Here is a 19374-nt window from a genome sequence, read left to right as displayed (position 1 = left end):
TATCACCGTGGCCTTGCCTTCTGGCTTGGCCACGGGTTATTCAGTTACCAGTCAATACCCTGCTGAGCCTTGATCCCCGCTTCAAACGCGTGCTTCACCGGCCGCATCTCCGTCACGGTATCCGCCAGCTCCAGCAAATCGCGATGACAGCCACGCCCGGTGATAATCACCGTCTGGTGTGCAGGACGCTGCTCAAGGGCTTCCAGCACCTCTGACAGCTCTAAATAGCCGTAGGTGACCATATAGGTCAACTCGTCCATCAGCACTAGATCCAGGCTGCTGTCGGCCAGCATCCGCTTACCGTGTTGCCAGACGGCCTGGCAGGCGGCGGTATCGCTTTCCCGATCCTGGGTTTCCCAGGTAAAGCCGGTTGCCATGACCTGAAATTCCACGCCGTGCTGTTGCAGCAGGTTTTTCTCGCCGTTGGGCCACTGGCCTTTGATAAACTGGATCACTCCGGCCTTCATCCCGTGGCCGACGGCACGAGTGACGGTGCCAAATGCAGCGGTGGTCTTGCCTTTGCCATTGCCGGTAAAGACCAGCAACAGACCGCGGGTTTCCTGCGCGGCGGCAATGCGGGCATCCACCTGTTCTTTCAGCCGTTGCTGGCGTTGTTGGTGACGATCTTCAGCCATGTTAAATGCTTCCTTATTCGGCAGCGCCGGGTTTACGGTTGGGTTGAGCATCGAAGCTCATGCCGGTTTTACGGCGGCTGTCATCGCCCATCAAATACAGATAGAGCGGCATGATATCGGCCGGTGTTTTCAGCTTGTTTTTATCTTCCTGTGGGAATGCAGATGCGCGCATTTTGGTGCGAGTTCCGCCAGGATTGATGCAATTTACCCGCAAGTTTCGGTTTTTATACTCATCGGCCAATACCTGCATCATCCCTTCGGTAGCAAACTTGGAAACGGCATAGGCCCCCCAGCCAGCACGGCCGGTGCGGCCGACGCTGGAGCTGGTGAACACCAACGATCCCGCATTGGATTTCAGCAGCAACGGCAGCAGCGCCTGGGTAAGCATGAAGGTGGCATTCACGTTGACCTGCATCACTTCGTTCCACATGGTCATCGAAAGCTCGGCCATTGGGGCGATGTCGCCCAACAGACCAGCGTTTTGCAATACGCCGTCCAGACGTGGCACCTTGGTGGCCAAGTCTTCCGCCAGGGTTTGGCACTGCTCTGGCGTGGTGTGTAACAAATCCAGCGTTACGATATGCGTCGGGGCGCTGGAGATGGCGGCAATTTCGGCCTGGACGCCCTGCAGTTTGCTTTCCGTGCGGCCAAGCAGCACTAGCTGTGCGCCGTAACGAGCGTAAGTCAGCGCCGCTTCACGGCCAATGCCGTCGCCCGCCCCGGTGACCAGAATAATGCGTTGTTCGAGCAGATCCTGCTTAGGTTGGTAATGCACAATAATTCCTCGCGCCTGTTTGGCGGCTCCCGCGCTATGGCTGGGAGCTTGGGTGGATTGCGGATCGCTGGCAGGAGCAGGGTTGCTCAACCACAATGGCGATCCGCTGCGAATTTTTGTCAGTAATTTAATGAATAATGTCTGTTATATGCCTGAAATGGATCGCATTTTCAATGAGTAACCTACAGAAACGGCATTCTTTTGTAACAAAAACGGTACAATAGCGGCTTGGTTACCGCTGCGGGCAACCCCATAGCACAGAGGTGTGCCGCATGCTCATCAATCTGAATTTTCATTTAGGCGCGACAGCCGTGGTGCCATTTGCTAAAAAGTACGTAGGGGCGCTGCATGCTGCGCCCGCTCAACTAACAAACTGTAAATAAAGGCGGTATCTGTGGAGTTTATATCTGTTTATGGCCTTTTCCTGGCCAAAGTTGCCACGGTGGTGATTGCTATTGCCGCGCTGGCGTTGCTGGCGGTGAGCCTCGGGCAGCGCAAGAGCCAGCAGAAAGGGGAACTACAGCTTACCGACCTGGGTGAGCAATATCGTGAAATGCAGCGGGAAATGCGCCTTGCCCGCATGGGGGCGGCAGAGCAGAAGGCCTGGAGCAAGCAGTTCAAAAAGCAGAACAAGGCCGACGACAAGCTGAAAAAACAGCGTGCCAAGGCCGGTGCGGTAGAGGCCGTCAAACCTTGCCTGTATGTACTGGACTTCAAGGGCAGCATGGATGCCCATGAGGTCAGCTCACTGCGTGAAGAGATCTCTGCCGTGTTGGCAGTAGCTACGGCTAAGGACGAGGTGTTGCTGCGTTTGGAGAGCCCTGGTGGGGTGGTGCACGGCTATGGTCTGGCAGCGTCGCAACTGGAGCGTCTGCGCAAGGGGGGTATCCGCCTGACGGTGGCGGTGGATAAGGTCGCGGCTAGCGGCGGTTACATGATGGCCTGTGTGGCCGACCGCATTGTGGCAGCACCGTTCGCCATCATTGGTTCGATCGGCGTGGTTGCGCAGATCCCCAACTTCCATCGCTTGCTGCAAAAGAGCAATATCGATGTGGAATTGCACACCGCGGGCCAGTTCAAACGCACCTTGACCCTGTTTGGTGAGAATACCGAACAAGGGCGGGAAAAGTTCCGTGAAGATCTCAACGAAACCCACGAGTTGTTCAAACAGTTTGTTCATCAGCAACGCCCTTCATTGGCTATCGAAGAGGTCGCGACCGGTGAGCATTGGTATGGCACTCAGGCAAAAGATAAAGGGCTGGTTGACGCGGTCGGCACCAGTGACGATCTGCTGATTGCCGAGATGGAAAACCATGAAGTGGTGGGGGTACGCTATGCCCGCCGAAAACGCCTGATCGATCGCTTTACCGGCAGTGCGGCAGAGAGTGTCGATCGTCTGCTGTTGCGCTGGTGGCAGCGCGGTGAGAAACCGCTGTTGTAAGCCGGTAAATCGGTGAATGCACGGGGCCTGATGGCCCCGTTTTTAATGGTTAACCCACCAGATGGTATTTCTCGGAAAGCACATGAGCCAGGTGCTTAAACATATTAAATACGGCGGTGGTTTTTGCCGTTGGCAGACCCTCGGGATCTAAAAAGAACTCGCCGCGGAAAACCAACACGCTGCCTTTCTGCTCAACGTCGGTGGCCACCATGCCGTGCATATAATCTTCATGTTGGCGGATGATGTTATTTGCTTCAGTAAGCAGATCTGCTCGTTCGATGGGTTGAGTGTTGTTACGCATTTATTTCTCCTGCTAGCGAAAATTCTGAACGTATTCTAGCGCGGGTTCGCGTTTATCCGCAAACCAGCTAAGGTTTAATTGCCGTCTGGACAGCCAGTGATTTGACCGTCCGTGGCGAAATGAGGTTTTCCGCGCTAATTAAGTTGCGTCGCGTTTGTTATCAGGTAGAGTGTGGGATTTTGCGGCTTCCGGTGGAAGGATTTGTTTACGCTCAACGCAGGTCATAGCTGGCCTGGCTTCTGGGGTTTGGCGTGAACAGGTTAGGCTGGTGAAATGCGTTCAGGTTGACCAGTTAGGCAACCATTAGAAAAAAACAGGTTGATCTCTTGCCAGAGTACCGCAATATAAATAAGAGATACGAATTGCCGCGGTACGGCGAGACAAATGGCTTCTTTTTAGAAGTATTAAATTCAGGTAAAGGTAATTATGGGCAAAGCTCTCGTAATAGTTGAGTCCCCGGCAAAAGCCAAAACTATTAATAAATATTTAGGTAATGACTACGTGGTGAAGTCCAGCGTCGGTCATATCCGTGATTTGCCGACCAGTGGCTCAGCTAGCAAAAAGAGCGCTGAGTCAACCGAAGACAAAACCAAAGACAAAGCCAAAAAGAAAGTCAAGAAAGATGAAAAGACCGCGCTGGTCAATCGCATGGGCGTCGATCCTTACCACGGGTGGGAAGCGCAATATGAGATTTTGCCCGGTAAGGAAAAAGTGGTCGCCGAGTTAAAGTCGTTAGCCGAAAATGCTGACCACATTTACCTCGCAACCGACCTTGACCGCGAAGGGGAAGCCATCGCCTGGCACCTGCGGGAAGTGATCGGTGGGGACGACAAGCGCTTTAGCCGCGTGGTGTTTAACGAAATCACCAAAAACGCGATCCAGCAGGCGTTCCAAGCGCCAGGCGAGCTGAATATCGATCGTGTCAACGCACAGCAGGCGCGTCGCTTTATGGACCGCGTGGTGGGCTACATGGTGTCGCCACTGCTGTGGAAAAAAATTGCTCGTGGCCTGTCCGCTGGCCGGGTGCAGTCCGTTGCGGTTCGGCTGGTGGTGGAGCGTGAACGCGACATCAAGGCGTTCGTACCCGAAGAGTACTGGGAACTGCATGCCGATCTGCTGGCGAAAGGCGAAATCGCGCTGCAGATGGAAGTCACCCACGCCCACGATAAGCCGTTCAAACCGGTTAACCGTGAGCAGACTCATGCCGCGCTTAACCTGCTGGAAAAAGCCCGTTATACGGTGCTGGATCGTGAAGACAAGCCAACCAGCAGCAAACCGGGTGCACCGTTCATCACCTCCACGCTGCAACAGGCTGCCAGTACCCGCCTGAGCTTCGGCGTGAAGAAAACCATGATGATGGCGCAGCGTCTGTATGAAGCCGGTCATATCACCTATATGCGTACCGACTCCACCAACCTGAGCCAGGACGCGGTCAACATGGTGCGTGGTTATATCGGTGACAACTTCGGCGACAAGTACCTGCCGAAGGCGCCTAACCAATACAGCAGCAAAGAAAACTCCCAGGAAGCGCACGAAGCGATCCGTCCTTCCGATGTCAGCGTATTGGCTGAACAGCTGAAAGATATGGAAGCGGATGCGCAGAAACTGTATCAGCTGATCTGGCGTCAGTTTGTCGCCTGTCAGATGACACCAGCGCAATACGACTCCACCACGCTGACGGTGAAAGCGGACGACTTCCTGCTGCGTGCCAAAGGTCGTACGCTGCGTTTCGATGGCTGGACCAAGGTGATGCCTGCGCTGCGTAAGGGCGATGAAGATCGCACCTTGCCGTTTGTGGAAGTGGGCAGCGAGCTGGATCTGCAAAAGCTGATCCCGAGCCAGCACTTTACCAAGCCACCGGCGCGTTACAGTGAAGCTTCACTGGTTAAAGAATTGGAAAAACGCGGGATTGGCCGTCCATCTACTTACGCCTCGATCATCTCGACCATTCAGGATCGTGGCTATGTGAGGGTAGAGAGCCGCCGGTTCTACGCGGAAAAAATGGGTGAGATCGTCACCGACCGCCTGGAAGAAAACTTCCGTGAGCTGATGAATTACGACTTCACCGCGCGCATGGAAAATGGCCTGGACCAGGTCGCCAACAACCAGGCGGAATGGAAAGCGGTGCTGGACGAATTCTTTGCCGAATTCAGTGAGCAGTTGGAAACCGCCGAGAAAGACCCTGAAGAGGGCGGTATGCGCCCGAACCAGATGGTGATGACCAGCATTGACTGTCCGACCTGTGGCCGCAAAATGGGTATCCGCACCGCCAGTACCGGCGTGTTCCTTGGTTGCTCCGGTTATGCGTTGACGCCGAAAGAGCGCTGTAAAACCACCATCAATCTGGTGCCGGAAGCGGAAGTGCTGAACATCCTGGAAGGGGATGATGCAGAAACCAACGCCCTGCGTGCCCGTAAGCGTTGCCAGAAGTGCGGCACCGCGATGGACAGCTACCTGATCGACAACCAGCGCAAGCTGCACGTGTGTGGTAACAACCCGGCCTGTGACGGCTACGAAATCGAGCAAGGCGAATTCCGCCTGAAAGGTTACGACGGTCCGATCGTTGAGTGTGAAAAATGTGGTTCCGAAATGCACCTGAAAATGGGGCGCTTTGGCAAGTACATGGGCTGCACCAACGAAAACTGCAAGAACACCCGTAAGATCCTGCGCAGCGGTGAAGTTGCGCCGCCGAAAGAGGATCCGGTCCCGCTGCCAGAGTTGCCGTGCGAGAAATCGGACGCCTACTTTGTGTTGCGTGATGGGGCGGCAGGCGTGTTCCTGGCGGCCAACACCTTCCCTAAATCGCGCGAAACCCGTGCGCCGTTAGTGGAAGAGTTGCTGCGCTTCAAAGATCGTTTGCCGGAGAAATTGCGCTATCTGGCCGATGCGCCGGTGGCCGATCCGGAAGGCAACAAGACGATGGTGCGCTTCAGCCGTAAAACCAAGCAACAGTATGTCTCATCAGAGAAAGACGGTAAGGCCACCGGCTGGTCCGCATTCTTCGTTGATGGCAAATGGGTTGAAGGCAAGAAGTAACCCGTACGCAAGGCAACAGCAAAAAACCAGCTCACTGAGCTGGTTTTTTATTGGCGTAAATCGGCTGGCGGATCTATTCTTCTCTGCTTTTTCTTATTTTTATCGGCAAGGCTCGGCGTTGATAATCATGCGAAAAGATCGTTATCATCTTGTGAAGCGGCTCTATACTTGGTAGCGCGACATGATATAATGGTTATATAAAAACGTTTTTTATGATTAAAGCTTATTAGCAACGGCGTTTTCATCAGCATCTGGGCGAAATCACTGTGTTTAAGGCTTGTGAGAATTAAGCATACCGGGCAACACCGAGATACCTGGCTGCGGCAAGCCGCAGTGTTTTAACCTAGGATGGTATTCAAATATGAAATTGCAGCAGCTTCGTTACATCGTAGAAGTGGTGAATCATAACCTCAACGTCTCTTCCACGGCTGAGGGTCTCTATACCTCGCAACCGGGTATTAGCAAGCAGGTGAGGATGCTGGAGGATGAGCTCGGCATCCAGATTTTCGCCCGTAGCGGCAAGCACCTTACCCAGGTGACGCCTGCTGGCCAGGAAATTATCCGTATTGCTCGCGAAGTGCTGTCCAAAGTGGAGGCCATCAAGGCCGTTGCCGGGGAACATACTTACCCTGACAAAGGTTCGCTGTATGTGGCAACCACCCATACCCAGGCACGCTACGCCTTGCCCAATGTGATCAAAGGCTTTATCGAGCGTTACCCGCGCGTATCGCTGCATATGCACCAGGGCTCGCCAACGCAGATTGCCGAAGCGGTTTCCAAAGGCTCGGCAGACTTTGCCATCGCTACCGAAGCATTGCATCTGTATGACGATTTAATCATGCTGCCGTGCTACCACTGGAACCGGGCGGTAGTAGTGAAGCCCGATCATCCTTTAGCGGGAAAGAGCCACATCACCATTGAAGAGCTGGCCGAGTATCCTATCGTTACCTATACCTTCGGCTTTACCGGGCGCTCAGAGCTGGATACCGCGTTTAACCGGGCGGGGTTGACGCCGCGCATCGTGTTTACCGCTACCGATGCAGACGTGATCAAGACTTATGTACGCCTGGGGCTGGGTGTTGGCGTGATCGCCAGCATGGCGGTCGATCCGGTGCAGGATCCGGATTTGGTGATGGTGGATGCCCGCGATATCTTTACCTATAGCACCACCAAGATCGGTTTCCGTCGCAGTACCTTCCTGCGCAGCTATATGTACGATTTTATCCAGCGTTTCGCTCCGCATCTGACGCGCGACGTGGTCGATACCGCCGTGGCTTTACGCACCAATGACGAGATCGAAGCCATGTTCAAGGACATCAAACTGCCGACCAAATAGGCCGTTAACTTGAGCCGCATTACACCATTTAAACCGCCGAAGGGCGGTTTTCCATTGTCTGATACCTGCTAACTCATTGACCTACCAGTAGCTTCCCGCCTTTGATTGCTCTTGCCTATCGTTATGATCAATACGTGTTGTTATCAAAACGTTACATGGCGTTTGTGTTATCTTTAAATAACACCTCAGAAATCACCCTGGTTTGACATAATAAAAAATGGAGGAGCTATGTCGTCCGATCTTCGTAAAACGAGTATGGATAAGCTGGTAGCACTGGGTAGTGAGTATCACTATTACAGTTTGCCACTGGCGGCCAGACAGTTAGGGGATATTGACCGGCTGCCGAAATCGATGAAAGTGTTACTGGAAAACCTGTTGCGCCATGTGGATGGTGATACGGTACAGGTTGACGATCTGAAGGCGATCGTAGGCTGGTTGCAAACCGGCCATGCCGATCGCGAAATTGCTTATCGCCCGGCGCGGGTGCTGATGCAGGACTTCACCGGCGTGCCTGCCGTGGTGGATTTGGCGGCAATGCGTGAGGCCGTTCTGCGCCTGGGCGGGAAAGTCGATCAGGTGAATCCGCTATCACCGGTCGATCTGGTTATTGACCACTCGGTCACTGTCGATGAGTTTGGCGACGATGACGCCTTTGGCGAAAACGTGCGTATCGAAATGGAGCGCAACCACGAACGCTACACCTTCCTGCGTTGGGGGCAAAAGGCCTTCAACCGCTTCCGCGTGGTGCCACCCGGCACCGGCATCTGCCATCAGGTGAACCTGGAGTATCTGGGGCAAACCGTTTGGCATACCGAAGAGAATGGCCAACGCATTGCTTACCCCGATACCCTGGTGGGGACCGACTCCCACACCACCATGATTAACGGCCTTGGTATCCTCGGTTGGGGCGTTGGCGGTATTGAGGCCGAAGCTGCCATGTTGGGCCAGCCGGTCTCGATGCTGATCCCGGATGTGGTGGGCTTTAAACTCAGCGGTAAGTTACCTGAAGGGATTACGGCCACCGACCTGGTGCTGACGGTCACCCAAATGCTGCGTAAGCATGGCGTCGTCGGCAAGTTTGTTGAGTTTTATGGTGATGGGCTGGCCGATTTACCGCTGGCGGACCGGGCAACCATTGCCAACATGTCGCCAGAGTTTGGGGCAACCTGTGGCTTCTTCCCGGTGGATGACGTGACGCTGAGCTACCTGCAGTTAAGTGGTCGTAGCGCTGAGCAGATCGCATTGGTGGAAGCCTATGCCAAGGCTCAGGGGATGTGGCGCAATCCAGGCGATGAACCGGTGTTTACCAGCACGCTGTCGCTGGATATGTCGACGGTTGAGGCAAGCCTGGCAGGGCCAAAACGCCCGCAGGATCGCGTCGCGCTACCGCAGGTGCCAACAGCATTCACCGCCGCGACCGAGCTGGAAATTGGCGGTCAGAAAGATAAGCAGGAAGTGAAAAGCTTCACGCTGGGTGGCAAAAGCCTGGAGCTAAATGCTGGCGCGGTGGTGATCGCAGCCATTACCTCCTGTACCAACACCTCCAACCCGAGCGTGATGATGGCCGCTGGCCTGTTGGCCAAAAAGGCCGTTGAAAAGGGTTTGAAGACCAAGCCTTGGGTGAAAACCTCACTGGCACCGGGTTCCAAAGTGGTGACCGAATACTTCGACCGCGCCAAACTGACGCCGTACCTGGAACAATTGGGCTTTAACCTGGTTGGCTATGGTTGTACGACCTGTATTGGTAACTCTGGCCCGTTGCCCGAGCCGATTGAGCAGGCGATCAAGGAAGGGGATCTCACCGTAGGGGCCGTGCTGTCCGGTAACCGTAACTTTGAAGGGCGCATCCATCCGCTGGTAAAAACCAACTGGCTGGCTTCGCCGCCACTGGTGGTTGCCTATGCGCTGGCAGGTAACATGAAGGTTGACCTGACCAAAGATGCGTTGGGCGTAGGTCGCGACGGGAAACCGGTCTATCTGAAGGATATCTGGCCTACCAGCCAGGAGATTGCCCAGGCCGTGGCCGAAGTCAGCACCGAAATGTTCCATAAGGAATATGGTGCAGTGTTTGATGGCGATGCCAGTTGGCAAGCGATCCAGGTGACCGGTTCCGCGACCTACGAATGGCAAGCCGACTCTACCTATATTCGCCATCCGCCATTTTTCAGTACCATGAAGGCGCAACCGGATCCGGTGCAGGACATTCACGGCGCGCGTATTCTGGCAATCCTGGCAGACTCGGTGACCACTGACCATATCTCGCCTGCGGGCAACATCAAGCGTGACAGCCCGGCGGGACGCTACCTGAGCGAACGTGGTGTCGAGGTGAAAGAGTTCAACTCTTACGGTTCGCGCCGCGGTAACCATGAAGTAATGATGCGGGGCACTTTCGCCAACATCCGTATCCGTAACGAAATGGTTCCGGGCGTGGAGGGCGGTTATACCCGCCATCTACCTTCGCAGAATCAGATGGCGATCTATGATGCCGCCATGCAGTATCAGCAGGAGCAGGTACCACTGGCGGTGATTGCGGGTAAAGAGTATGGCTCCGGCTCCAGCCGCGACTGGGCAGCCAAAGGCCCGCGTTTATTGGGGGTGCGAGTGGTGATCGCGGAATCCTTTGAGCGCATCCACCGTTCCAACCTGATCGGTATGGGCATCTTGCCGTTGGAATTTCCGCAGGGTATAACGCGCAAAACGCTGGGTTTGACGGGGGAGGAACTGATCGACGTGAGTGGTTTGCAGGCGTTGCAACCCGGCCAGACGGTACCGGTCAATATCACCTATGCCGATGGTCGGCAGGTGGTGGTGAATACCCGTTGCCGTATTGATACCGGCAATGAGCTGACTTATTACCAGAACGACGGCATCCTGCACTACGTTATCCGTAAAATGCTGTAGAGAGAACAAGGGCGCCAAAAGGCGCCCTTGTTGTTATTTTTTGTCCAGCAAGTGGCCCATTTTAGCGGCCTTGGTGGCCAGATAACGTTCGTTCTTCGGGTTACGGCCGACGATCAACGGCACGCGCTCGGAGATATTAATGCCCGCTTCGCTCAGGATCTCGACCTTCTTCGGGTTATTGGTCAGTAGGCGCACCGCATCCACCCCCAGCAGTTTGAACATATCGGCGCACAGGGTGAAGTCTCGCTCATCGGCGGCAAAGCCTAGCTGATGGTTGGCTTCCACCGTGTCCGCTCCTTTATCCTGCAAAGCATAGGCGCGTATCTTGTTCAACAGACCGATATTACGGCCTTCCTGGCGGTGATACAGCAGAATGCCACGGCCTTCCTCGGCGATCTGTTCCAACGCGGCTTCCAGTTGAAAACCGCAGTCACAGCGCAGGCTGAACAGCGCATCACCGGTCAGACATTCGGAATGAACCCGTGAGAGGACCGGTGTTTCGCCGGTAATATCGCCGAAAACCAGTGCCAGATGATCGTGCCCGGTGGCCAGTTCTTCGAACCCCACCATCAGAAAATCACCCCATGGTGTTGGCAGTTTGGCTTCCGCCACACGTTTAAGCTGCATGTCACTCTCCAAAAACACTACCTGTCAAATCGCTGCGTGCATCCTACGACTGGAACAGGGGACTGACCAGCATTAAAACAGACGGCGACGATCGCTTTTTCATTCATTACCGGCTATTTTGCCATAACTTGTGGACGAACGGTGCTCAGCAAAGCAGCATACGGCGTTTTACCGCCCCTATTGCTACAATAGGTCAGTTATCTATCTAATTTCTCTTGTTTTGCTGAGTTATCAAGATTGTTACACTGCGGGTTAACCACAGTGGAAGGATAATGGGATGTTAAAGATAGCAAAACGCACGGCGGGTGGAGCGATTGTGCTGATGTTGTTGCCGCTGGCGGTCTGGTTGTTTGGCTGGCACTGGCAACCCGGCGGTAATGACGGTCTGTTAAAAGCGCTGTTCTGGGTAACGGAAACCGTCACTGCGCCCTGGGGTATTCTCACCAGCCTGATCCTGTCGGCCTGGTTTCTGTGGTGTCTACGCTTTCGGCTGAAAGCGGCGGTAGGGCTGTTCATCCTGTTGTCTGCGGCAATCGGGATTGGGCAGGCGATCAAATCTTCCATCAAAGAGCAGGTACAGGCACCGCGGCCGTTTGTCGTATGGCTGGAGTCGACCCATCAGATTGACGAAAAATACTTCTACTCGCTGGACAGGAAGCAGCGTAGCGCGCTGGTCAAAGAGCAGTTGCTGGACCAGGCGCTGGTACCTGAATGGTTGAGTAAACACTGGCAGTTTGAAACCGGCTTCTCGTTCCCTTCAGGGCACACGATGTTTGCCGCTATGTGGGCATTGCTGGGGGTTGGGCTGTTGTGGCCGCGGCGGCATTATAAAACCGTAGCGGTGTTGATGATTTGGGCATTTGGCGTGATGGCGAGCCGCCTGATGCTCGGCATGCATTGGCCGCGGGATCTGGCGATGGCGATTGTCATTAGCTGGTTGCTGGTTACCCTGGCCAGTTGGTTGACTCAGCGTTGGTTTGGGCCACTCACCATTCCACCGCAGGAGCAGCAGGAAATCGGCGAGCGGGAAGGCGAGCAGTAATTTCGCAGGAGAGGTGATGAAAGCGTAGTGTGACGTTGTCACTAATGGCGGCTCCAACCCGGGGCCGCATCAACTCGGGTTTTTACCCTGCATTGCAATCTGTCCTTTCGCCCCCATATCTTATCAAACTCGTGATTTTGAGAAGCTTTCTCATTAATTTGCTCAGGCGCTGCATTTGTTGCTGAATATCCCAGCAGATCTGCGGTTTTATCGTCTGCCAGGGTTTCCCTGCTACGACGGGAAATGCTAACTTAAGTCATAGGGACGCCACTTAGCGGCAATTACCCGTGGGCGGCAAACCCTGTATTGGGTTCCGGTTTGTGGCCTTGAGGGTAGAGTTCATCCGATTCACTCGGCATTGCGGGAAAGAATGTGAAATATTTACTGATTTTTTTACTGGTTCTGGTGATTTTCGTGGCTTCAGTCACGCTGGGCGCGCATAACGACCAGGTGGTGACGTTTAACTATTTGGTTGCTCAGGGCGAATATCCGGTATCAACCCTGTTGGCCACCCTGTTTGGTGCTGGCTTTGTGCTGGGTTGGATTATTTGTGGGTTATTTTATCTGCGCACACGCATCGCTCTTGGGCGTGCAGAGCGGAAAATCAAAAGGCTGGAACTGCAGCTCGAAGCACCTGTCGAGCCGGCATCGTTGCCCGCAGTCAGCAAGGAATAATCTGTTATGTTAGAGCTGCTGTTTCTGTTGCTGCCTGTAGCTGCCGCGTACGGTTGGTACATGGGGCGCAGAAGTGCTCAGCAGGATAAACAACAGGAAGCCAACCGCCTGTCGCGTGAATACGTGGCTGGGGTTAACTTCCTGCTTTCCAACCAGCAGGATAAAGCGGTCGATCTGTTTCTCGACATGTTGAAAGAGGACAGCAATACCGTTGAAGCTCACCTTACGTTGGGCAATCTGTTCCGCTCTCGTGGTGAAGTCGATCGCGCCATCCGCATCCATCAGGCCTTGATGGAAAGCGCTTCTTTAACCTTCGAACAGCGTCTGCTGGCGATACAGCAACTGGGGCGTGACTATATGGCCGCCGGGTTGTATGACCGCGCCGAGGACATGTTCAGCCAGTTGATCAATGAAGAAGACTTCCGAGTTTCCGCGCTGCAGCAATTACTGGTGATCCACCAGGCCACCAGCGACTGGCAGAAAGCCATCGAAGTGGCAGAGAAGTTGGTCAAGCTGGGTAAGGAAAAGCAACGCGTCGAGATCGCGCATTTTTATTGTGAGCTGGCCCTGCAGGCGATGGGCAGTGACGATCTGGACAAGGCGATGGGCCTGCTCAAGCGCGCGGCCTCGGCGGATAAACAGTGCGCCCGTGTGTCGATCATGGTTGGGCGTATCTTCATGGCGCAAGAGGAGTATGCCAAGGCGGTAGAAACCCTGACGCGCGTATTGGATCAAGATAAAGAGCTGGTCAGCGAAGCGTTACCTATGCTGCAGGAGTGCTACCAGCATTTGCCTCAACAAGAGCAAGACTGGGCGGACTTTCTCAAACGTTGTGTGGCGGAGAATACCGGAGCCACGGCAGAATTGATGCTGGCGGAAGTGATCGAGCAACGGGAAGGGAGCGATGTGGTACAGGTGTACATCAATCGCCAGCTGCAGCGCCATCCGACCATGCGCGTGTTTTATCGCCTGATGGATTATCATCTGGCTGATGCAGAAGACGGTCGCGCCAAAGAAAGCCTGCTGTTGCTACGGGATATGGTAGGCGAGCAGATCCGTACCAAACCGCGCTATCGCTGCCACAAATGCGGTTTTACCGCCCATTCACTTTACTGGCATTGTCCTTCGTGCCGGGCCTGGTCTTCGGTTAAACCGATACGCGGGCTGGACGGGCAATAAAACAGCTTGTTAGCTAGGGGCGCTGCACATGCGGCGCCCGCCAAGATTGTCCGGGTTACTTTTTCTTGCCGCTTTTCGCGCCGCCTTTCAGCAGTTGACGCAGCTTCTTCAGCTCTTTCTGGCTAAGAGGTTGTTCAATCTCCTCTTCGGTGCCCTGATTATCGATATCGTCATGATGCAGCGGAGCCGCTTTCTTACTGGCTTTGGCAGGGACTTCGAAGCTATGTTCCAGCCGTTGGCAAACCTCTGCACTCAATGAAAGCTGGTTCTCCAAGGCAATCGCCTTGATTTGCTCTTTCAGTGCCAGAGGGATCTTGATGGTTAGTGTCGATATCTCGCTCATTTTGCTGCCTTTTACGCGGGAGGTTACCATCAAGCTAAGTCAGCCGTGCAGATCTGTCCAGTGTGTAATAAAAATTTAATAATTTTGTAACATAAATGGGCTACACCAATGCGCTACGCTTTCCTCATTTTTTTGGCCGAGATACTATGAGCCATGACTGAACCCGATCTCAATTTACTTATCGCCCTTGATGCGCTGCTCGCTGAAGTCAGCGTGGCTGGTGCTGCGCGTCGTCTTGGTTTAAGCGCTTCTGCCATGAGCCGCACGCTCACCCGGCTACGCACCGTTACCGAAGATCCCTTGTTGGTGCGTGCCGGCCGCCACATGGTGCTAACGCCTTATGCCGAGGAGCTGCGGGAACGTACGCAAAATGCCGTATTTGCGGCGCGTTCGGTGCTGCGCCCATCCGCCACAGAATTGAACCTGGCCACGCTGGAACGCACCTTTAACATTCGTGCCAATGAGGGGTTTGTGGAGGCATTTGGAGCTTCACTGATTGCGGCAGCCGCCAAGGCTGCGCCTTTGGTGCGCCTGCGTTTTTCGCCCAAGCCAGAGAAAACCTCAAAGCCTCTGCGTGAAGGTCTGGTTGATCTTGAGATTGGTGTTTTGGGGACCATGGGGCCGGAAATACGCGTGCAGGCGCTGTTTAGGGATCGCTTCGTTGGTGTGGTAAGAGCGGGGCATCCGCTGGCGCGGGAACCAGAGGTGAAGGCCAGCCAGTATGCCGCGTTGGGCCATGTTGTCGCTTCCCGGCGTGAGCGTACCTACGGGCCGGTAGACGAAGCATTGGCTGAACTAGGTTTGCGGCGCAACATTGCCGCCGTGGTACCGAGTTTCCCGGCAGCCTTGGCCGTCGCTCAGGAGTCCGATCTGGTGGCGTTGGTGCCTGCCTCATTCCTTATCAATCAACCAGTGACCAATATTGATGGGGGCGTAGCGACACTCTGGGCTTTTGAACTGCCGGTTACGACCAGACTGATTACGATATCGCAGCTGTGGCACCCACGTGCCGAGGCGGATCCGGCTCATCGTTGGTTGCGGCAATTGGTACTGAATGTCTGTCGCAAGTTGGTACCAGAATAAAAACAGGTGGGCTGTGGTGTCGAAGGGGATGGGCGCCTTATGCAGCGCCCGTTCAGATAATCTAGAGGGTGACTCGAACTTATTTATAGATGATCGCGTTGCCATGCAGCATGTTGTTACCACCGGCGGCGACAATGCGATAGCTGCTAGCGCCTTGGGCTTTGGCTTTAGCCGCCAGCTTGGCTTCCAGGCTGCTCAGCGTGGTAACACCACCGGCAGATACTACGCCAACTTCAGTCAGGCTCTGTGCCTGTTGCTGGCTGACTGGTTCAGCGGCAACGCTGGCAAATGAGGTTAGGACCAGAACGGTAGCTGCTGCAAAATATTTGATGCCTTTCATGAGTATCTCCAATTTGGTTTTGAGGGTGAAAGTGTTTCCGCTTTCGATGTGTTGAATGATATAGCATTTATAAACGGATGAAATCGGATAGGCTTGAGCATGTTAATCAAATTATTTGATTAAGAATTTACGCTTCTTTACCGCGTTTTACTCACCCTGGGTTAAGGGCGCAAGGCGTTATTGACAGTCGATGACCAACGCTGTGTTAACATTACGTAACGGCAACGGGTTGCGTGACTGGGATTTCCGCTGTCTGGCATGTAGAATGCGGCGGTCAGTTTTGCTGGCGGCTCACTCATCACGTCCATTTCACACAAGGTAGAAGCTATGAAGTCTGAAAATAACTCAAATAACAATGACTTAAAATCATCGCCCATCATCGTGGCATTGGATTACGCCGACCGTTCCGCCGCATTAGCCTTTGCCGACCGTATCGATCCGCAAGATTGCCGGCTAAAAGTGGGTAAAGAGATGTTCACCCTGTTCGGGCCTGAGATCGTGCGCGATCTGCATCAGCGCGGATTTGAGGTGTTCCTCGATTTGAAATTCCACGATATTCCTAACACCACGGCGCATGCCGTAGCCGCTGCGGCGGAGTTGGGCGTATGGATGGTGAACGTACATGCCAGCGGTGGTGCTCGCATGATGAACGCAGCCAAAGAGGCGCTGCTGCCTTATGGCGCGGATGCACCGCTATTGATTGCCGTCACCGTGCTCACCAGCATGGAGGCGGAAGATCTGCGCGCCATTGGTATCGAACTCAGCCCGGCAGAGCAGGCGGAAAGACTGGCTCGCCTGACGCGCGACTGTGGCCTGGACGGTGTGGTCTGTTCTGCGCAGGAAGCTTCACGCCTGAAAGCTGCTTGTGGCGACCAGTTCCAACTGGTTACTCCTGGTATTCGCCCTGAAGGCAGTGCCGCAGGCGATCAACGCCGCGTGATGACACCGGTGCAGGCTCTGGCCGCCGGAGTTGATTATATGGTGATCGGCCGTCCGATTACGCAATCCGCCGATCCCGCGGCAGCGCTCAGCGCTATTCGAGCCTCACTGGTTTAAGGAACCCAGCATGAATGATGATAACAGCCGCCTGGTGTACTCTACCGACAGCGGGCGTATCAAGCAGGAAGAAGCCAAGCCAGAGCGTGTCAAAGGCGATGGCATCGTGCGTATTCAACGCCAGACCAGCGGCAGAAAAGGCAAGGGGGTTTGCCTGATCACCGGTGTCGATCTGGATGATGCGGCACTGGATAAACTGGCTGCCGAACTGAAAAAGAAATGCGGTTGTGGTGGCTCGGTGAAGGATGGTGTGATCGAAATCCAGGGCGACAAACGTGACCTGCTAAAGCAACTGCTGGAAGCCAAGGGCATGAAGGTTAAGCTGGCTGGCGGTTGAGCAGCTAAATGAAATATGCCGCAGTGTGTCACTGCGGCTGCATTCATCGAAATGATAAACGTAAAAATAGACCTGAAAGTTTTTTTCAATTAGACGTCAAAGCGTGAACGCTTTTGTCAGCCTATCGGCAGAGGTATCAGCAAGCCGTGGCTTATTTACTCACCTGGTGACCGATGATGCCACCAACAGCGGCACCGCCGACGGTCCCCAACGCGCTGCCGTTAGTCAGCACCGCACCGCCTACCGCACCTGCACCTGCACCAATCGCCGTGTTGCGGTCACGTTTAGACATATTCGAACAGGCACTCAGCGACAGAGCCAGGGTGATCACCACTGCGGCAGTGGCCAAACGTTGATTAATGATCATAATGAATTCTCCTTAGCATCGGCTATATGGAACTACTTTACTGGCATAGCACAGCTTTAGTATAGGCAGTAATCAGCAAACTGGCCTGAGACTGTCTTCCAGACGACCTTGAAATAAAAAATGGCATTTATTGCACAAGACAGGGCAAATAAAAAATCAGGGCGGTTTTTTCGCCTTGTTTCAGTATAAATCTCTGACGAGGGATAAATAGGGAAATAGTCTTAATTTAGCCTAGGTCGGCAGGCGATTATTCCGAATCCGCCGCCACACATCTTGGTGTATCCAGCAGAAATCTACGTGGTCTTTAGCGATCTATCCCATACCGGCTTGTTGCCCACCTGCTGACAATAGTCGCAGACCAAGCCACAAGGACAAGATCATGCTCAACGAACTAAAACAACAGGTGCTGGAAGCCAACCTTCAACTTCCGCGCCATCATCTGGTGACCTTTACCTGGGGCAATGTCAGCGCCGTAGACCGCCAGCAGGGGCTGATGGTGATCAAACCTTCCGGCGTTGAGTATGATGCCATGACCCGTGAGGATATGGTGGTGGTGGAACTGGAGAGCGGCAAGGTGGTGGAGGGGAGTAAAAAGCCTTCTTCCGATACGGATACCCACCGGGTGCTGTACCTGAACTTTGCTGCAGCGGGTGGGATCGTTCATACCCACTCGCGCCATGCCACCATTTGGGCACAGGCCGGATTAGCCATCCCCGCGTGGGGAACGACACATGCGGACTACTTCTATGGTGATATTCCCTGTACTAGGCTAATGCGCGACGAAGAGATCAACGGCCGTTATGAGTGGGAGACCGGGCAGGTGATCGTCGAAACCTTCAAAGAGCGTGGGTTGGATGCCGCTCAGATACCGGCAGTACTGGTACATTCCCACGGTCCATTTGCCTGGGGCAAAGATGCTGACGGCGCGGTGCATAATGCCGTGGTGTTGGAAGAGTTGGCCTATATGGGGATCTTCTCGCGTCAGTTAGCACCGGGGCTGGGCAATATGCAGCAGAGCCTGTTGGACAAGCACTATCTGCGCAAGCACGGAGCACATGCCTATTACGGGCAGTAATCTCACCACGGGGCCGAACGGCCCCGCAGCCGTTATTCGTTAACCAGATCCAACTTGATACCCTGGCGTTTAAGCAACTGCTGGTAGTCGTTGGCGATACGCGAGTCGGTGATCACCCGCCCAATCTGGCTCATGGGTTCCAATGGATTAGGTTGGATCTGGCCGAATTTTGACGAGTCGGTCAGCACTATGTTCTCTACGCCTTTGGCTAATACCGCATTGACCACGTCGGCACGCATCATATCGCGGCCGGTGAAGCCGGTCTCCGCGTGATAGCCATCCACCCCGATAAACGCCTTGCTGAAGTGCACCTGCTGGATACACATGCGGGTTAACGGGCCGACCACGGTTTCACTCTTCTTCTGGAACATGCCGCCGAGAACGATCACATCGCAGTCGGTCTCTTTCAGCAGATGGGCGATGTAATGGCTGACGGTGATCAGCGTGACGCGCTTGCGCTCGGCCAGATAGCGGGCCAGTAAGGCGTTGGCACTACCGCTCTCGATAAAGATGGTTTCGCCATCGTTGACCAGCGATGCAGCATATTGTGCCAGCTTCTGCTTAAGCGTGAAGTTGGACATCATGCGGGCATCAACGTCGTCGCTTTCCAGCGCAACGGCAGAACCGTGAACGCGTTTCAGATAGCTGCGTTTTTCTAACAGATTGAGATCCTGACGGATCGTCACCTCAGAAACGCCAGAGGCGCGCGCCAGTTCGCCAACGCTGATGCGCCTGCGGTCATTCACCAACTGCAAAATGGTTTGTTGTCTTGAATTCATAGCGGCCTGATAGGCGGCCACCAAAGGGTGACCGCAACGATTCACT

19 protein-coding genes are annotated in these 19374 nt (G+C 54.4%); 11 read left to right on the top strand and 8 right to left on the bottom strand.

Annotated features, from left to right (window positions below; translation table 11 throughout):
• Positions 1–44 precede the first annotated feature (44 nt).
• Both cobO and KGP26_RS15165 read right to left on the bottom strand, forming a co-directional pair.
• Entirely contained in the window at positions 45–635 is a 591-nt protein-coding gene (cobO, locus tag KGP26_RS15170; protein ID WP_021806577.1) for a cob(I)yrinic acid a,c-diamide adenosyltransferase, read from the bottom strand.
• Positions 636–648: 13 nt separating this feature from the next.
• Positions 649–1410 (bottom strand): YciK family oxidoreductase, encoded by a 762-nt coding sequence (locus tag KGP26_RS15165; RefSeq protein ID WP_021806576.1) that lies wholly within the window; start codon positions 1408–1410, stop codon positions 649–651.
• A 394-nt stretch (positions 1411–1804) separates the two neighbouring features.
• Here KGP26_RS15165 and sohB point away from each other — a divergent pair, with 394 nt between their 5' ends.
• Positions 1805–2851, top strand: coding sequence for a protease SohB (sohB, locus tag KGP26_RS15160; RefSeq protein ID WP_021806573.1), 1047 nt, complete (start codon positions 1805–1807; stop codon positions 2849–2851).
• A gap of 49 nt (positions 2852–2900) precedes the next feature.
• On the opposite strand, the gene KGP26_RS15155 is transcribed toward sohB, so the two are convergent.
• Positions 2901–3152, bottom strand: coding sequence for a YciN family protein (locus KGP26_RS15155; protein WP_021806572.1), 252 nt, complete (start codon positions 3150–3152; stop codon positions 2901–2903).
• A gap of 426 nt (positions 3153–3578) precedes the next feature.
• On the opposite strand from KGP26_RS15155, the gene topA reads away from it, so the two are divergent.
• From topA to acnA, 3 genes are all read left to right on the top strand, one after another.
• Positions 3579–6188, top strand: a complete 2610-nt coding sequence (gene topA, locus KGP26_RS15150) for a type I DNA topoisomerase (protein ID WP_021181262.1) — start codon at positions 3579–3581, stop codon at positions 6186–6188.
• A 361-nt stretch (positions 6189–6549) separates the two neighbouring features.
• Positions 6550–7524, top strand: coding sequence for an HTH-type transcriptional regulator CysB (gene cysB, locus KGP26_RS15145; protein WP_021181263.1), 975 nt, complete (start codon positions 6550–6552; stop codon positions 7522–7524).
• Positions 7525–7752: 228 nt separating this feature from the next.
• Positions 7753–10425: an aconitate hydratase AcnA gene (gene acnA / locus KGP26_RS15140; protein ID WP_218519279.1), complete on the top strand. Its 2673-nt coding sequence runs from the start codon at positions 7753–7755 to the stop codon at positions 10423–10425.
• 33 nt (positions 10426–10458) lie between these two features.
• Here acnA and ribA read toward each other — a convergent pair whose 3' ends face one another.
• Complete coding sequence (gene ribA / locus KGP26_RS15135; RefSeq protein WP_021182092.1) at positions 10459–11052, bottom strand: GTP cyclohydrolase II; 594 nt, start codon at positions 11050–11052, stop codon at positions 10459–10461.
• Between the two features lie 277 nt (positions 11053–11329).
• Here ribA and pgpB point away from each other — a divergent pair, with 277 nt between their 5' ends.
• The 3 genes from pgpB to lapB all read left to right on the top strand — a co-directional run bounded on the left by pgpB (position 11330) and on the right by lapB (position 13948).
• On the top strand, positions 11330–12094 hold the full coding sequence (gene pgpB / locus KGP26_RS15130) for a phosphatidylglycerophosphatase B (RefSeq protein ID WP_021182091.1): 765 nt from the start codon (positions 11330–11332) through the stop codon (positions 12092–12094).
• 372 nt (positions 12095–12466) lie between these two features.
• Entirely contained in the window at positions 12467–12769 is a 303-nt protein-coding gene (locus tag KGP26_RS15125) for a LapA family protein (RefSeq protein WP_059200939.1), read from the top strand.
• Positions 12770–12775: 6 nt separating this feature from the next.
• Positions 12776–13948 carry a lipopolysaccharide assembly protein LapB gene (lapB, locus tag KGP26_RS15120; protein ID WP_179251656.1) on the top strand — a complete coding sequence of 391 codons (1173 nt, stop codon included), beginning with the start codon at positions 12776–12778 and terminating at the stop codon, positions 13946–13948.
• 55 nt (positions 13949–14003) lie between these two features.
• On the opposite strand, the gene KGP26_RS15115 is transcribed toward lapB, so the two are convergent.
• On the bottom strand, positions 14004–14291 hold the full coding sequence (locus tag KGP26_RS15115) for an Arc family DNA-binding protein (protein WP_021806568.1): 288 nt from the start codon (positions 14289–14291) through the stop codon (positions 14004–14006).
• A gap of 153 nt (positions 14292–14444) precedes the next feature.
• Between KGP26_RS15115 and KGP26_RS15110 the strand changes: the two genes are divergently transcribed.
• Positions 14445–15374, top strand: a complete 930-nt coding sequence (locus tag KGP26_RS15110; RefSeq protein ID WP_094981322.1) for a LysR family transcriptional regulator — start codon at positions 14445–14447, stop codon at positions 15372–15374.
• Positions 15375–15453: 79 nt separating this feature from the next.
• Here KGP26_RS15110 and KGP26_RS15105 read toward each other — a convergent pair whose 3' ends face one another.
• Positions 15454–15714, bottom strand: a complete 261-nt coding sequence (locus tag KGP26_RS15105; protein WP_059200936.1) for a YdgH/BhsA/McbA-like domain containing protein — start codon at positions 15712–15714, stop codon at positions 15454–15456.
• A 327-nt stretch (positions 15715–16041) separates the two neighbouring features.
• On the opposite strand from KGP26_RS15105, the gene pyrF reads away from it, so the two are divergent.
• Both pyrF and yciH read left to right on the top strand, forming a co-directional pair.
• On the top strand, positions 16042–16770 hold the full coding sequence (gene pyrF, locus KGP26_RS15100) for an orotidine-5'-phosphate decarboxylase (protein ID WP_021182086.1): 729 nt from the start codon (positions 16042–16044) through the stop codon (positions 16768–16770).
• A 10-nt stretch (positions 16771–16780) separates the two neighbouring features.
• Entirely contained in the window at positions 16781–17107 is a 327-nt protein-coding gene (gene yciH / locus KGP26_RS15095) for a stress response translation initiation inhibitor YciH (RefSeq protein ID WP_021806564.1), read from the top strand.
• Positions 17108–17258: 151 nt separating this feature from the next.
• On the opposite strand, the gene osmB is transcribed toward yciH, so the two are convergent.
• Positions 17259–17477 carry an osmotically-inducible lipoprotein OsmB gene (gene osmB / locus KGP26_RS15090; RefSeq protein ID WP_037375983.1) on the bottom strand — a complete coding sequence of 73 codons (219 nt, stop codon included), beginning with the start codon at positions 17475–17477 and terminating at the stop codon, positions 17259–17261.
• Between the two features lie 376 nt (positions 17478–17853).
• Here osmB and araD point away from each other — a divergent pair, with 376 nt between their 5' ends.
• On the top strand, positions 17854–18549 hold the full coding sequence (araD, locus tag KGP26_RS15085) for an L-ribulose-5-phosphate 4-epimerase (RefSeq protein WP_059200935.1): 696 nt from the start codon (positions 17854–17856) through the stop codon (positions 18547–18549).
• Positions 18550–18581: 32 nt separating this feature from the next.
• On the opposite strand, the gene KGP26_RS15080 is transcribed toward araD, so the two are convergent.
• Complete coding sequence (locus KGP26_RS15080; RefSeq protein ID WP_037376111.1) at positions 18582–19328, bottom strand: DNA-binding transcriptional regulator YciT; 747 nt, start codon at positions 19326–19328, stop codon at positions 18582–18584.
• Between the last annotated feature and the right edge of the window lie 46 nt (positions 19329–19374).

The sequence above is a fragment of the Serratia sp. JSRIV002 genome (genome assembly GCF_019968725.1).
GTDB classification, from domain to species: Bacteria; Pseudomonadota; Gammaproteobacteria; order Enterobacterales; family Enterobacteriaceae; genus Chania; species Chania fonticola_B.
This window is presented reverse-complemented; position numbering and strand designations above follow the sequence as displayed.

Excerpts from the sequence above, each read along its gene's own strand:
- cobO (WP_021806577.1), bottom strand. The coding sequence starts at position 635 with ATGGCTGAAGATCGTCACCAACAACGCCAGCAACGGCTGAAAGAACAG.
- KGP26_RS15155 (WP_021806572.1), bottom strand. The coding sequence starts at position 3,152 with ATGCGTAACAACACTCAACCCATCGAACGAGCAGATCTGCTTACTGAA.
- topA (WP_021181262.1), top strand. The coding sequence starts at position 3,579 with ATGGGCAAAGCTCTCGTAATAGTTGAGTCCCCGGCAAAAGCCAAAACT.
- cysB (WP_021181263.1), top strand. The coding sequence starts at position 6,550 with ATGAAATTGCAGCAGCTTCGTTACATCGTAGAAGTGGTGAATCATAAC.
- acnA (WP_218519279.1), top strand. The coding sequence starts at position 7,753 with ATGTCGTCCGATCTTCGTAAAACGAGTATGGATAAGCTGGTAGCACTG.
- ribA (WP_021182092.1), bottom strand. The coding sequence starts at position 11,052 with ATGCAGCTTAAACGTGTGGCGGAAGCCAAACTGCCAACACCATGGGGT.
- pgpB (WP_021182091.1), top strand. The coding sequence starts at position 11,330 with ATGTTAAAGATAGCAAAACGCACGGCGGGTGGAGCGATTGTGCTGATG.
- lapB (WP_179251656.1), top strand. The coding sequence starts at position 12,776 with ATGTTAGAGCTGCTGTTTCTGTTGCTGCCTGTAGCTGCCGCGTACGGT.
- KGP26_RS15115 (WP_021806568.1), bottom strand. The coding sequence starts at position 14,291 with ATGAGCGAGATATCGACACTAACCATCAAGATCCCTCTGGCACTGAAA.
- KGP26_RS15110 (WP_094981322.1), top strand. The coding sequence starts at position 14,445 with ATGACTGAACCCGATCTCAATTTACTTATCGCCCTTGATGCGCTGCTC.
- KGP26_RS15105 (WP_059200936.1), bottom strand. The coding sequence starts at position 15,714 with ATGAAAGGCATCAAATATTTTGCAGCAGCTACCGTTCTGGTCCTAACC.
- pyrF (WP_021182086.1), top strand. The coding sequence starts at position 16,042 with ATGAAGTCTGAAAATAACTCAAATAACAATGACTTAAAATCATCGCCC.
- yciH (WP_021806564.1), top strand. The coding sequence starts at position 16,781 with ATGAATGATGATAACAGCCGCCTGGTGTACTCTACCGACAGCGGGCGT.
- araD (WP_059200935.1), top strand. The coding sequence starts at position 17,854 with ATGCTCAACGAACTAAAACAACAGGTGCTGGAAGCCAACCTTCAACTT.
- KGP26_RS15080 (WP_037376111.1), bottom strand. The coding sequence starts at position 19,328 with ATGAATTCAAGACAACAAACCATTTTGCAGTTGGTGAATGACCGCAGG.